The sequence below is a fragment of the Brucella sp. NBRC 14130 genome, assembly GCF_040371715.1.
In the GTDB taxonomy this organism is placed as follows: Bacteria; Pseudomonadota; Alphaproteobacteria; order Rhizobiales; family Rhizobiaceae; genus Brucella; species Brucella intermedia.
Window position 1 is genome coordinate 1 of sequence record NZ_BAABTE010000020.1, and the last position, 13,740, is coordinate 13,740.

The following is a 13,740-nucleotide window of genomic DNA, read 5'->3' on the forward strand; positions in this document are numbered from 1 at the left end:
ACAAACCACCGGCACCCGAAGCAGCCGTCTGGCCTCCACAAAATGGGCCAGCGTCAACACCAGCAGTGGCAAGCAGACCGATCATGCACTAACATTCCAAACGGATCACCTCGTGGGGGCAGGCCAGGTTCATACGACGCTTTCGGGCGCCCTTGCGGCAATCTCTGTCACGACTGACGTGAACGTCACCCATCTGGATCAGCATGTGATCTCTGGTGATCCGTCAATCAGCGGCAGCTTGGTCGCCAATGATGGTGTCGTCCCTGAAGGCTCGCGGGTCGTAGTTTCAGACGGCGGTACTTTTGTTGACGCAAGCGCAGCGGGCACTGTCATCCATGGTGTCCATGGTGACCTGACCGTCTATAGCAATGGTACATACAAGTATGAGCCGCTGGACACGTTGGCCTATGCCGACCGCGAAGGGACGGACAGCTTCACCTACAAGATCGTGCTTCCGGGCGGTTATGAAACGACGGCGGAACTGGTTGTCCAGCTTCATGACGGCGCGGCCGTAACGTTTACAACGGAGACGGCTGATCCGGTATCGGCAGAGAGTTTCTCGGCGGACACATCAGGCGATGTCGTGGCGCTTGGCGGTCTCGCCGGATCGGATGCTTCGGACAGCTCGCCAGAACCGGCGCAGCATAATCTGTCAGAGGCTCTCCTCCTTGACGACGGCGGCGGTGAGATCGTTCTGCCTTCCAGCGATAGCGAAACGGGCGGAGGCAGCTCTGCCGATGCGGCGGTAAGCAGCACAGATACCGATCTGATAACGGTAGATGAGGGCAGCACGGTGATCGATCCGTTGGCTTATCTGACACCCGATCCGCTGAGACAGGAGGACCCACCCCACTCTGCACATATGGTTTGATCGATCTTCCCTGCCGCCGGCTGGTCGGCGGCAGGGTTTCATCCGAAAATTTTCAGGCTTCGGCCGGTTATAACGGATATTAGATGCATAAAGCCCCGGTCTTAAATCATTTGCCAACCATATTGCTCAGTTCATGCCTTCTGGCGGCGTGCCAGACCACTACAATTGACCCGGCTCCGGGAGACCAGCTTTCTGCCCAGCCAACAAGGAAAGCGGAGGCTCCCCGGCCCCCGTCAACAACGGGTTCCGTTCCCCCAAACCCTGTTGCTGACGGGGGCAATCCTGCTCGAAATCCCGCGCCCGCGATACAGGCTTCAGCGGGGTCCCTAACAATGGAAACTGCCGTTCGGCGTGCCGTCGGCTGGCATCCAGCCGTCGACGAAGCGACAGGCCGGATTTATCAGGCCGACGAACGCATTCGGGCTGCGCAGGCAGGGTACTATCCCAAGCTCAATGCGGGCGTCGCTTCCGGTTATCAGAGCAGCAATAGGGAAGGCTGGCGGCCGAATTTCAATGTCTCGGCGTCGCAGATGCTTTACGATTTCGGCAAGGTTTCCAGTTCGGTCGACATTGAACGGGCCGTAAAGGATATCAGCAATGCTCGCCTTCTTCTCGCTATCGATGATCTATCGCGCGACACTGCCAATGCCGTTGTCGAGGTGCAGCGCTACAGAAGGCTTTCGGCGCTGGCCCAGGAACAGGTGGCAGGGGTTAAAGTCATCGCGGGCCTCGTCAACCAACGCACGGACAAGGGGGCGAGCACCATGTCCGACAAGGTACAAGCCGATGCGCGTGTAGAGTCCGCGCTGGCTACCCAGTTGCAATACCAGTCCGAATTGAACCGCTGGCAGGTGGCTCTCGGAGCGCTGATCGGCGGCGGTTCGCCAAACCCCGTTTCTGGTGAGCCCGGCTGGCTGGGCAAGGCCTGCGATGCTGCAACCCCGGACTGGGAAGAAGTGCCTGCAATGCTGCAGGCCAAGGCGGAGAAGGAGGAGGCTGAGGCGCAACTGGCCGCCAGCCGGGCTGAAGCTCTCCCAACCGTATCCCTTGAGGCGATGACCGGATACGATCTCAACGCGTCGAGGGACGATACACGAAGCAATGATCGCCAGCCGGAATATTCCGTAGGCCTGAATGTTTCGTCGAACCTCTACAATGGCGGCCAGACGACAGCCCGTAAAAGAGCTGCGGCCTATGCACTCCAGTCGGCAGAAGCAGCCATCAGTACCGCCCGCTACGATATCGAGCGCAATCTCATGGAGGCGAGAAGCCAGATTGGTACGTTGGGCCGGTTGATGGGATCGCTGGAATCGCGTGCGAACATGATGGTCAAGACGCGCGATCTTTACCGCGAACAATATCTGGAACTGGGGACCCGAACGCTTCTGGACCTGCTCAATGCCGAGCAGGAATTACATGAATCGCGGTTTCAGATCGCCAATACCGTCCATGATCTGCGGCGGCTCAATATCAGCTGCCTTTATAATTCCGGTAAGATACGCCGCGAGTTCGGCATCAATCCCGCGATGGTGCGAGGAGGCACGGTCAGCCAATGAAACATGGCGAAATCTCTCCCGAAATGGGATCAGTCTTGAGCTTTGAGCCAGAAGAAGACGTACAGGAGCCGAGGTTTTGCCAGGAACGCTGGCTGGAAGCCTTGCGGCTTGTTGCACAATATTACCGACTTCCGCTTTCTGTTCAGGGTGTAAAACTCGCCGCCGCTTCCATAGACCCCAATTCAACTGACGAGATGAAGCTTCATGCGATGGCCCGCCGCATGGGGCTGGGTATCAAGCTGGTCGACCCACAAAATATCAATCTTTCCAACTGGCATGTGCCTTTCATTCTTGAATTGACGGATGGGCAATTGGCGGTTGTTCACAAGATTTCAACGGATAGGGAAGCTGGGGTCTGGCTGAGCGGCGAACAGGGGCTGGAACATGCATTTCCCCTTGATGCTCTTGTCGTCCAAACCCGTCATGTTCTGCTGGCTCGCCCGGCCCGGACTGTTCCTGATGCGCGCGTCGATGCCTATATCAAGCCTTTCGAGGAAAACTGGCTAAGGCGGATCGTCTTTCATGATCTTGGGTCCTATAGCCATGTGCTGGTCGCTTCATTTATCGCCAATGTGCTTGGGCTGACGGGTATCATTTTTTCGATGCAGGTCTATGACCGTGTCATCCCTGCGCAGTCGTTCAATACGCTCTATGTTCTGTTCAGCGGCGTCGTGCTGGCGATTTGCTTCGATTTCATGATGCGTCGCGCACGAATGGGCATCATTGATATGCTCGGAAAGCGTACCGACCTGCAAATGTCAGATGTCGTGTTCGGTCACGCGCTCCGGGTGCGTAACCGGGCCCGACCGACTTCTACAGGTTCTTTCATCGCGCAGTTGCGCGATATTGAACAAGTGCGCGAATTGTTGACCTCAACGACCGTTGCAGCAATTGCGGACCTGCCGTTTTTCCTTCTGTTTCTCGTGCTGTTCTGGTGGCTGGCGGGGCCGTTGGTCTTTATCCCGCTGGCCGCGATCGCAGCCTTGATCTTGCCCGGTGTCTTTCTGCAAAGGCGTCTCCGCCGGCACGCCAATGAGGCCATGCGCGAGTCATCATTACGAAACGCCATGCTGGTGGAAACAGTACAGGGCATAGAAGACATCAAAAGCCTGCAGGCGGAGGATCGCTTCCAACAGCAGTGGAACCATTTCAATGCTGTTACCGGCGAGGCGCAGATCAGGCTTCGTTCCGTTACAAACGGATTGAGCGTATGGACCCAGAATGTGCAGACGGGCGTTTACGCGTTGACGGTATTTATCGGTGCGCCCATGGTCATCAGTGGTGACATAACCACCGGCGCACTTGTCGGCGCATCCATTCTCGGTTCGCGTATGCTGGCGCCGATGGCGCAATTTACGCAGATCGCCGGGCGTTTGCAGCATGCGAGGATCGCAAAACAAGGACTGGACCGTCTTATGCAGATGCCGGTCGACCATCCCGACAGCGAAACCCGGATTCACTGCCCGCATATCAAGGGTTCCTATCTCCTGAAGAACGCGCTCTTCCGTTATGGTGATGAAAGCTCGCCTCCAGCGCTGCTGGTGCGCGACCTTAAGATCGAACACGGTGAGCGGGTTGCTGTTCTCGGACGAAACGGTGCAGGTAAATCCACGCTCCTGCTCGCCCTGTCGGGGCTTATGGACGCAAGTGACGGTGAGGTTCTGCTGGACGATCTCTCCTTGCCGCAGATCGATCCGGCGGACGTCCGGCGCGACATCGGTCTTCTGACACAGAATTCGCGCCTGTTCTTCGGCACATTGCGCGACAATATCACGATGGGTGCGCCTGACGCTTCGGACGATGAGATCCGGCGCGTTCTTGCCATGGTCGGAGCCGATGGCTTTATCCGCAAACTTCCGCAAGGCCTCGAATATCTTGTTCAGGAAGGGGGAAGCGGTCTTTCCGGGGGCCAGAAGCAGGCCATATTGCTGGCGCGGCTGCTGATACGGGACCCGTCGGTGGTGCTGCTCGATGAACCGACATCCACGATGGATGAGGCGACCGAGCGCCATTTCATCCAGCAATTCGCAAAGTGGAGCGCAGGGCGCACCGTGGTCCTCGCGACACATCGCACGCGGGTGCTGGAACTGGTTGAACGGCTTATCGTCGTCGAAAACGGACAGATAGCACTGAACGATACCAAAGAACGTGGGCTGCAGGCCCTGCTCGGCGTAAGCAAGGTCGAAGCCCCGAGAACGGCCCCTGCAGCATCGGCCAGAACATAGGAACTGGCTCTGGTTGGGAGAATGGCGATATGGCAGCCCTTGGCGAAGATTTCGGCGATTGGGTGAACGGGAGTGTCGACGGTGCACGGCTGAAACGTTCGAAGCGTTTTGTCCGGCTTGTATTCCTGTTCTTCGCGGTTCTGCTGATCTGGGCTTATCTGGCTTTGCTCGATGAAGTGTCGACTGGCACCGGCAAGGTAGTTCCAACGTCCCAGGAGCAGGTGATCCAGTCCTTGGAGGGCGGGGTTCTAGCGAAGCTTTATGTTCGTCAGGACGATGTCGTCGAACCAGGCAAGATACTGGCTCAGCTCGATCCAACGGTCACTGAGGCAACGGTACAGGAAAGTTCCGCCAAATACCGTGCTGCGCTGGCCAGTTCCGCTCGTCTGACGGCGGAAGTCAATGGGAGCGATCTGGAATTTCCTGACGAACTGGATGCATTTCCTTCGCTTCAGGCATCAGAGACCAAGTTATATGAAGCGCGCAAACGCAGCCTCAAGGAGTCGCTCGATTGGCTTGCGGAGTCTAAGAAACTGGCGCAGGACGAACTCGCCATCAGCCAGTCGCTGACAAAGATGGGCGCTGCCAGCAATGTGGAAGTCATCCGGCTGAAGCGGCAGCTTGTCGAGCTTCAACTCAAGGAAACCGAGATCCAATCGGACTATATTGTCAAGGCACGTGAGGAACTCGCGAAAGCCAATGCGGACGTGGAATCGCTTTCTTCGGTGATAAGGGGCCGGGCGGACTCGCTTGCGCGGCTGACCCTGCGCTCTCCAGTGCGCGGCATCGTGAAGAACATTGAAGTTTCGACGATAGGCGGTGTGGTTCCTCCCAACGGCAAGCTGATGATTATCGTCCCGCTGGATGAACAGCTTCTCATCGAGGCTCGCATCTCCCCGCGCGACATTGCCTATATCCATCCCGACCAGCCAGCAACGGTCAAGGTCACCGCGTATGACTATGCGATATATGGCAGCTTGAAGGGAAAGGTCGTCAGTATTTCACCGGATACAATTCAGGACGAGGTCAAACCGGAAGAGTTCTACTATCGTGTCTTCATAAAGACCGAAACAGACGCACTTTTCAACAAAACTGGCGAGCGTTTTCCAATCGTCCCCGGCATGGTCGCTACCGTTGACATTCATACCGGCAGCAAGACTGTTATGGATTACCTCATCAAGCCTTTCAACAGAGCGCGGGAAGCACTCCGGGAAAGATAGTTGGCTTGTATTATCCGCGTGGCGAGAATGCCATTTCCCAATGGGCTCGCTGAGTCGTGGGTGTAAACCACCAGTGACTGAATAAGTCGAAATCGGCTTTAAACGGTTTCGTAGAAGCTGTCCCGCATGGAGCGCAGGATGATGACCGCAGAAGCAGCACCGGGATCGACATGACCAAGCGAGCGCTCACCCAAACGAGCAGCGCGGCCCCGTGCGGCCACCATAGAACGGGTTGAATCCGCACCCTTTTCAGCTGCTTCGAGAATTCTGTTCCACATTTCCAGGCTGCTCAAGCCGTGCGTTCGCGCGTCAACAGCCGTTTCCATCGCCGGTATCCATGCATCCAGCATGGTTTTATCGCCACGTTGTCCCTTTCCGCGTTCCTGAATGCCTCGTGTGATCGCCTCGACGATGCCGGCCTGGTCCTCGGCGTCGAGGCTTTCGCGCGGTTTAAGGGCCTTGGAAGCGTGGCGAAATGCCGTCGCATAGAGGGGACCGGTGGAAGCGCCCACGGTGTCGAGAAAAGCGGCTGCAGCTGCGGCGAAAATCTCGGAAGGGAGTATGTGCTCCAAATCCAACTTGGCAAGCGCGCTGTTGATGGCTGAAAAGCCCAGCACCATGGTGATGCCGTGATCCGCATCGCCAATTGCTCCGTCGAGATCGGAAAGTCGTTCTTTTTCCTCCTTCATCGAAAAGGCAATGAGCTGGAACATTCGGCTTAGACGACGCGCTGCAGTTTCCTGCATTTGTACCTCCCAGACAATCTGGAATTCATGTAACCGCCGAAAGCGGCTTTAATCAGTTGACCCGCAGAAAAGCCGTATCGCAAGGATGCGACAAGAGATCGGACAATTCCTGATCGAGGTGCATGACGGATATAGATGCTCCGTTCATGTCCAGCGATGTGCAGTAGTGGCCTACCCAATTGGCTTCGATTGTTATTTGCTTGGCGCTCAGCCGTTGTTCGACGCGTCGGAACAAAATGTAGAGTTCCATCAGCGGCGTTGAGCCGAACGAATTTACCAGTACCGCCACCCGATCTCCCGGCGATGCATTCATCTCACTGAAAATCCGGTCCATGATGTGATCGACAATGGCATCGGCGGACATCATTTTCTCGCGAACAACGCCACGTTCGCCGTGAATACCCACGCCGATCTCCATTTCTTCAGCGCCGATTTCGAAATTGTGGCGCCGTGTCTGGGGCAGGGAACAGGGCTCCAGCGCAACGCCCATCGTAAAGGTTCTTCGGTTGGCCTTGCGCGTCACCGCTTCGCATGCCTCGAGCGACATGCCGCGGTCACACGCTGCACCGGCTGCCTTGAAGATGAAGAAATTTCCCGCTACGCCGCGCCGACCGTCGCGATCCTCCACTGGGGACGACGATATATCGTCTGTTGTCAGAACGGTCCGTGTGGGAATGCCAGCTTCCTGCGCCATTTCGGCCGCCATCTCGAAATTCATGACATCCCCGACATAGTTGCCATAGACGAAGAGGACGCCTTCTCCGCCGGAGGCGGCCTTGGCGCATTCGAGAATTGGGGCAGGGGGAGGCGAGGAAAAGACATTCCCGATGGCTACCGCATCGGCAAGCCCTTTTCCGACATAGCCCAGAAAACACGGTTCATGCCCGGACCCGCCGCCAATCACCAGTCCTACTTTTCCCTGTCGGGGCCCGGTCCGTGCGACGAGCGCGCGTTTCGATCCGTTGATAGGAGCGAGATAGGACCGGTGCGCTCTGGTGGCGCCATCAAGCATTTCCTCCACGACATCGTCGGGACTGTTCAGAAACTTCTTGATATGCGTGCGGTAATGGCTGGACACGTGGGCCGGCTCCGCACGCAGCTTCTGCGAAAGCTTGCTGTCGATTTCAGTCACGCCATCCGCGTTGAGGATACCGCGTCCTGTCGCGGCATCGGTAATCAGAATGTTGATATAACCGCCCCGCAAGGCGGCGAGAATTGCAGGTACTTTGTCGAAACCACCTGCAACTGCGATGCGCATGTCGATGTTGCGCAACCTGTCGAGCGTAATACCGATGGTCCTGTCGTCAAGCGGGCCTGATACAGGCTGTCCATGAGAATCGATGAAGCGCCCGGCGACGACGCCGACGGCATTCTTGGCCAGATATTCCTGTATGGAGACGTTCTCGAAAAAGCCGCTGGTATGAATCGTGGAATTCGGTCGGAGCGAAGAAATACCGAACAACGCCTTGTTCGCGTGGTCCAATGCCTGGAACTGCTCCGCAATAATCGGTTCTCCGACTATTGCTGCCTTGACGTGAGCACTGGATACGATAGCTGGCGCTGTGATGTTGACGAGATGCGCATTTGTCGCCCGTGCCATGGCTGCCGCGCATAATTCGGGGGTGTAAGCGAAACTGGCGCGTGTTCCACCGGTAGCCTGAACGACGGTCACATCCTGCAGATTGGCTATGCGGGTGTTCTCAGCGATAGCGAGGACCGTCCGCCCCCAGGCGACAGCGAGCGTATCCCCGGATTTTAGAAGCTTGGCGATTGCTTGCGCAGCTGCGGTTCCAAGCCGGTCGATAAGCGCCTGCGCGCCGTCATCATTTGGCACTACCAGACAGTCGTTCAATCCGAAATGGCGCTTGAGTTCCTGCGCGATTGCAAGGGAACCGAGGCGCGCGGGTTCGATCGAGATGTTGACGATGCCACGGCTACGGGCATCCGCCAGATAGCTGTTCACGGTAGCCCGCGAAATCCCCATGATTTCAGCGATTTCACCCTGCGTGCGCCCATCTTCATAATAGAGCCAGCACGCCCAAACGTACGGATCGTCACCATAGCGCAGCGGAATGCCGTGGGTCGGTTCCACCTGTCCAATCTTGCTTGCGGTTGTTTTTCCGTTTGGCGCCATGTTCTCTGCACTGAACCTCTTGTTTCCTTCTAAACATATCCAACAAAAGTGCGAAGCGGTTTTGTGTTGGATAATGCGTAAAAACAGAAGATTGAGCGGTTCTGCTGAACCTGTCTTAACCGGACTGCTCTATCGTCGGGTTGCCTGGCAATACAACGGTTTTGCTTGGAGTTTTTTAGAATGCGCGGAAACAGCAGGCCCGGTTCCTGGCTTTACACCGGGCCTGCTGATCGTCGGTAATCCCTACTGGAACCGCACCCGTGCGCCGTCGGAAAGTTCCTTGAGGATAATGGCGCAGGATGTCGCTCCGGCATCCAGAACACCCAGCGACCTTTCGCCAAGACGGCTGGCGCGACCGATCTTCGCCACCAGATCGATCGTCGAATCCCGGCCTTTCTCAGCGGCTAAGACGAGAGCTTCGAGGGCCTCGGCAAATGACTTTCCGGCAGCGGTGGCTTCATCGAAAGCTTCGATGGCAGGCACGAGCGTGTCCAGCAATGTCTTGTCACCGACCTTTGCAGAGCCGATTGACTGGATACCTTCAAGCCCGGCGTGAAGCATGCGGCTGAACGCAGCCGCATCGATATTCTCGATCCCGTCTATTTTTTCCGCAAATTCGGTGAACATCACGCCGTAAAGCGGCCCCATCGAGCCGCCGATCTCGGTCATGAGCACTGTGCCAAGCGTATCGAGAGAAGCGGCCAGTGTCTCGTTCTTCCCCTTCAGTCGTTCGGCGGCCATGTTGAACCCCTTGGCCATGTTGACGCCGTGATCGCCATCACCGATCTTGCCGTCGATCTCGCTGAGATAGGCGCGGTTCTCGACAATCCGGTCGGCCATTGCCAGCACGATGTCTCCGGCTTTTGCGTTATTGAGTGTTTGCACAGGTCTCTTCCTTACAGAATGGTGGTGCAGCGCACTTCCACGTCGAGCAGTTCTTTCAGTTCGTTGTCCAGCGCCATGATCGTCAGCGTTGCGCCGACCATTTCAAGCGAAGTGAAATAATTGCCGATATAAGTGCGATGGATTGTCAGTCCGCGTGCCCGGATCTCGGATTCAATCGTGTCGTTGAGGATATAAAGCTCGTTCAGCGGCGTTGCGCCCAGACCCGAAATAAGCACGGCCACTTCGGTGCCTTCAGCAAGTTCGTGGTCATCGAGCACGATCTGGCACATATCTTTTGCGACTTCGGCTGCGGGCTTGAGCGGCTCCACCCGCACCCCAGGCTCGCCGTGATGCCCGATCCCGACTTCCATCGTTCCCGGCGCGATCTCGAAATTCGGATGACCGACGGCACGCAGCGTGCATGGACCGAGCCCCACACCGATCGAACGGCAGTTATCGATGGCCTTCTGCGCTGTGGCGCGAACCTCCTCCAGCGCGGCTCCAGTTGCCGCTTTTGCGCCGCCAACCTTCCACATGAAAATCTCGCCGGCAACGCCGCGCCGCTTTTCGCGTTCGTCGGCAGGGGCTGAACAGACATCGTCGTTCGCGACGACTGTCGCAACTTCGATGCCGTCCTTGGCGGCCAACTTGGTCGCCATCTTCACATTCATGTTGTCGCCCGCGTAGTTGCCATAAAGGACGACAACGCCCTTGCCGCCGTCTGCTTCGCGTATGGCATCGTGAAAACTCTTGGCGGTTGGCGAGGAAAACAGTTCCCCCACCGCTACCGCATCAAGCATGTTCTTCCCCGTGTAACCGATGAAAGCGGGCTCATGACCGGAACCGCCACCTGTAACGACACCGACCTTGCCGGCGACGGGGGCATCTTTCGCAGCAATGACACGCGGGTTTTCCGCGAGCCGGACGATGTCGGAATGAGCTTTGACAAAACCCTTCACGGTATCTTCCACGACTTCGTCCGGATTGTTGATGAAGCGCTGCATGATATCTCCTGTAAGATGAATGAGCGCTGGGCTCAAAGAATGGTATAGCCGCCGTCGATCAGGAGATCGGCACCAGTAATCATGTCGGCTCCTGCAGATGCGAGGAATACGGCTGCTGCGGCAATCTCTTCTGGATAGGCAAAACGCCCTGCGGGGATACGCTTCTTTGCGGCCTCGCCCTTTTCACCGGCCCAGGCCTTCTTGCCGAGTTCCGTGAGCACGATGGTCGGTGAAAGTGTGTTGACGCATATTCCATGCTTGCCCCATTCGGCTGCGAAGGTCTTCGACATGCCGATGACGCCGAACTTCGACGCGCAGTAGGCGACGTGTTCTTCAATAGCGACTGTGCCTGCCTGAGAGGCGAGATTGATGATCTTGCCGCCCTTGCCCGCAGCGATCATGGCGCGACCGACCGCCTGAGTAACGAGGAAACTTCCTTTCAGATTATTGGAGATGGTCTTATCCCATTCATCGAGCGAAATTTCTTCTGCGGGAGCCAGATAGACGACACCTGCGCTATTGACCGCAATGTCGATTGTGCCGAACTCATCATTGACCGCTGCGATTGCGTCATTGACCGACTGCTGGCTCGAAACATCGCAAACGAACGGCTTTGCGTTTTCGCCGAGTTCCGCGGCTTTGGCTTTCGCAATATCAGCGCTGATATCGAGCACTGCGACTTTGGCGCCTTTGGCGATGAAAGCTCTGGATATTGCAGCACCGATCCCGGAAGCGCCTCCGGTCACGATTGCAATTTTTCCGGAAAGCGGGAAGTTCAGGTCAATTTGGGGAGCTTGATCGGACATTTTGTGCCTCGGGAGTCTGGTTTGTGAGCCTGGCGGCCCGGCATCCCTATCATGACTTTCACGATAAGTGGCGGGGCCGCCCAGGCAGCGTTACTTGCGGCTTTCCAGGAGCTTGTCGACGTTTTGAGCGGTCACGGGCGTCCATGGAACATTGTAGTTCTTGTTCTTGCCGTCGTTAAACGGCATATCCGGATACTGCGCCCAGATATCGGATTGAGGCTTGTACTCGCCCTTCTTGGCGTGGAAGATCGCAAGGTCGAGAGCGCCTTGTGCCTGCGCATTTGCATCCTGCAGAATGGAAGTCATCGTGCCTTCCTTGACCGCATGCAGTGCATCGGTAATACCGTCGATGCCGGCGATTGCGAAATCACTCACCTTGAGGTTGGCGGCCTTGATCGCCTCGATCGCTCCGAGCGCCATTTCGTCATTCTGGCCGATCACGCCCTTGATCTGACCGGGATGTGCGGTCAGCCAATTCTCCATAAGGGTCTGCGCTTCAGCGCGAGACCAATTCGCAGTCTGGTCTTCAAGAACATTCACGTCCGGGCATTCGGCCAGCGCTTTCTTGTTGCCTTCCAGACGGGAAATCTGTGCGGATTGGCCGATTGGTCCTTCAAGGATGACGACATTTCCCTTGCAGCCGATCTTGTCGAGCACGTCCTTGGCTTCCATATAGCCCGACACCGTATCGTCGGAGCCGACATAGGCCGCGAGCAAATCGGAGTTGACGCGTGTGTTCGAACCTACAACCGGGATGCCTGCGTCGCTGGCGGCCTGAACGGCGGTAGCACCTGCCTCGATATCAATAGGCACGAAGATGATCGCGTCGAACTTCTGCGTAATCATCGTATTGAACTGTTCCTGCTGGACCAGCGCATCATAACGCCCGTCGAATATAGTCAGGTCAACCTCGCCGTTCTTGACCGCCGGATGCTTTTTCAGGGCTTCCGACCAGACCTGCATGAACTCGGCATTCAATCCGTAAGGCGCCGCGCCGATCTTGAGCTTCTTGTCTTGTGCCAGTGATGGCGTAACGATTAGTGCGGACGCCGCAGCGAGCGCGATCAACAGTTTTTTCATTGCAATCTCCTCCTTGTTGATTTGGCATACCGATCAGTATGCCGTTCTTGAAAATGGGGGCGGTGCGGCTAGGCAATTTCCCGTTTGAATTGAATCGGAAGAAATGCCCTTCCGTTTGCTTTTGCGCATGTCCTTACCCCGAAACCGTTTCCTGCTTTCGGGAGGCCTGCTCTAGGCGCCCTGGTTGCGTTTCTGATCAAGCATGACCGCGCCTACGATGAGTGCTCCCTTCAAAACCTGCTGGTAGTAGGACTGGATACCCATCAGATCGAGACCGTTGTTCATGACACCGATGATGAGCGCGCCGATGAGTGTTCCCGTGATGCGCCCGACGCCGCCCGACAGGCTGGTGCCGCCAATGACGACCGCTGCGATGGCATCGAGTTCATAGCTGATACCCGCTTGCGGCAGCGCCGATCCGGTGCGGGCCGACAGGACCATGCCTGCAAGGCCGGCCAGCCCGCCGGAGATGACGTAAACAGAAAAGCGCACCCGTGATATGTTGATGCCAGAAGTATTCGCGGCGTGGGGATTGCCGCCAACAGCGTAGATATAGCGGCCGAACCGCGAGCGATTCAGAATCCACCATGATACCAGAAACACGATCGCGAGCAGAATGACAGGAACCGGAACGCCGAGAATGTTGCCGGTTCCAATCCAGCGAAAATCCGGGACAAGGGCGGGTACCGGCTTGCCGCCGCCGTAGATCAAGGTCAGGCCGCGCGCTGCGGAAAGCATGCCGAGCGTGGCCACGAATGCCGGAACCGCGAAGCGTGAGACTATCGTGCCGACCAGCGCGCCACAGCCGATGCCCACGAGCAGGCCGACGGGAATGGCTATGAACGGTGAATATGGAGCCCCCGCAATGCCTGCCGTCGCCGACGTGGTTGCAAGGCTGGCGCTGACGATACCGGCCAATGCGACCACAGAGCCAACGGAGAGGTCGATGCCACGCGTCAGAATGACGAAGGTCATGCCGATGGCGAGAATGCCGTTGATGGAGGTTTGCAGCAAAACGTTGGAAATATTGCCTGCTGTCAGGAAATACTCGTTGGAGAACGAGAGGATCGTGGCCAGAAGCAGGAAGGCGATGAATATGCCATATTCCTGAACGACCAGCCTGCGACGTTCGGAGCCAAACCAGCTGGTTGGTGAATTATTCTCTGTGGTGGACACTGTTCTACCTCTCCAGAACCGGCCGCAAGTGCTGATG

At 57.0% G+C, this 13,740-nt stretch carries 11 protein-coding genes; 4 read left to right on the plus strand and 7 right to left on the minus strand.

The window, feature by feature from the left end; translation table 11 throughout:
* From ABWW28_RS24605 to ABWW28_RS24620, 4 genes are all read left to right on the plus strand, one after another.
* On the plus strand, positions 1-871 hold an 871-nt coding region (locus tag ABWW28_RS24605; RefSeq protein WP_353392615.1), incomplete at its 5' end, for a hypothetical protein.
* 332 nt (positions 872-1,203) lie between these two features.
* Complete coding sequence (locus ABWW28_RS24610) at positions 1,204-2,427, plus strand: TolC family outer membrane protein (protein ID WP_006471933.1); 1,224 nt, start codon at positions 1,204-1,206, stop codon at positions 2,425-2,427.
* Positions 2,424-4,652 (plus strand): type I secretion system permease/ATPase, encoded by a 2,229-nt coding sequence (locus tag ABWW28_RS24615; protein WP_006469730.1) that lies wholly within the window; start codon positions 2,424-2,426, stop codon positions 4,650-4,652. The genes ABWW28_RS24610 and ABWW28_RS24615 overlap by 4 nt, the downstream gene beginning before the upstream one ends.
* Positions 4,653-4,681: 29 nt before the next feature.
* Positions 4,682-5,872, plus strand: coding sequence for a beta-barrel domain-containing protein (locus ABWW28_RS24620; RefSeq protein WP_006469731.1), 1,191 nt, complete (start codon positions 4,682-4,684; stop codon positions 5,870-5,872).
* A gap of 98 nt (positions 5,873-5,970) precedes the next feature.
* On the opposite strand, the gene dhaL (ABWW28_RS24625) is transcribed toward ABWW28_RS24620, so the two are convergent.
* The 7 genes from dhaL (ABWW28_RS24625) to ABWW28_RS24655 form a co-directional block, all read right to left on the minus strand.
* Positions 5,971-6,618 carry a dihydroxyacetone kinase subunit DhaL gene (dhaL, locus tag ABWW28_RS24625; protein WP_006469732.1) on the minus strand — a complete coding sequence of 216 codons (648 nt, stop codon included), beginning with the start codon at positions 6,616-6,618 and terminating at the stop codon, positions 5,971-5,973.
* Positions 6,619-6,670: 52 nt separating this feature from the next.
* On the minus strand, positions 6,671-8,752 hold the full coding sequence (locus ABWW28_RS24630; protein WP_006469733.1) for a bifunctional sugar-binding transcriptional regulator/dihydroxyacetone kinase subunit DhaK: 2,082 nt from the start codon (positions 8,750-8,752) through the stop codon (positions 6,671-6,673).
* Positions 8,753-8,995: 243 nt separating this feature from the next.
* Positions 8,996-9,637: a dihydroxyacetone kinase subunit DhaL gene (gene dhaL / locus ABWW28_RS24635; RefSeq protein ID WP_006469734.1), complete on the minus strand. Its 642-nt coding sequence runs from the start codon at positions 9,635-9,637 to the stop codon at positions 8,996-8,998.
* A gap of 11 nt (positions 9,638-9,648) precedes the next feature.
* The gene (locus tag ABWW28_RS24640) at positions 9,649-10,641 is read right to left on the minus strand and encodes a dihydroxyacetone kinase subunit DhaK (RefSeq protein ID WP_353392619.1); all 993 of its coding nucleotides are present in this window, start codon (positions 10,639-10,641) and stop codon (positions 9,649-9,651) included.
* A 32-nt stretch (positions 10,642-10,673) separates the two neighbouring features.
* A complete protein-coding gene (locus ABWW28_RS24645) occupies positions 10,674-11,447 on the minus strand; it encodes an SDR family oxidoreductase (RefSeq protein WP_006469736.1) in 774 nt (257 codons plus the stop codon).
* A 90-nt stretch (positions 11,448-11,537) separates the two neighbouring features.
* The gene (locus ABWW28_RS24650) at positions 11,538-12,527 is read right to left on the minus strand and encodes a substrate-binding domain-containing protein (protein WP_006469737.1); all 990 of its coding nucleotides are present in this window, start codon (positions 12,525-12,527) and stop codon (positions 11,538-11,540) included.
* Between the two features lie 171 nt (positions 12,528-12,698).
* Positions 12,699-13,703, minus strand: coding sequence for an ABC transporter permease (locus ABWW28_RS24655; protein ID WP_006469738.1), 1,005 nt, complete (start codon positions 13,701-13,703; stop codon positions 12,699-12,701).
* Between the last annotated feature and the right edge of the window lie 37 nt (positions 13,704-13,740).

Excerpts from the sequence above, each read along its gene's own strand:
- ABWW28_RS24630 (WP_006469733.1), bottom strand. The coding sequence starts at position 8,752 with ATGGCGCCAAACGGAAAAACAACCGCAAGCAAGATTGGACAGGTGGAA.
- ABWW28_RS24615 (WP_006469730.1), top strand. The coding sequence starts at position 2,424 with ATGAAACATGGCGAAATCTCTCCCGAAATGGGATCAGTCTTGAGCTTT.
- ABWW28_RS24645 (WP_006469736.1), bottom strand. The coding sequence starts at position 11,447 with ATGTCCGATCAAGCTCCCCAAATTGACCTGAACTTCCCGCTTTCCGGA.
- ABWW28_RS24620 (WP_006469731.1), top strand. The coding sequence starts at position 4,682 with ATGGCAGCCCTTGGCGAAGATTTCGGCGATTGGGTGAACGGGAGTGTC.
- ABWW28_RS24650 (WP_006469737.1), bottom strand. The coding sequence starts at position 12,527 with ATGAAAAAACTGTTGATCGCGCTCGCTGCGGCGTCCGCACTAATCGTT.
- ABWW28_RS24610 (WP_006471933.1), top strand. The coding sequence starts at position 1,204 with ATGGAAACTGCCGTTCGGCGTGCCGTCGGCTGGCATCCAGCCGTCGAC.
- dhaL (WP_006469732.1), bottom strand. The coding sequence starts at position 6,618 with ATGCAGGAAACTGCAGCGCGTCGTCTAAGCCGAATGTTCCAGCTCATT.
- ABWW28_RS24640 (WP_353392619.1), bottom strand. The coding sequence starts at position 10,641 with ATGCAGCGCTTCATCAACAATCCGGACGAAGTCGTGGAAGATACCGTG.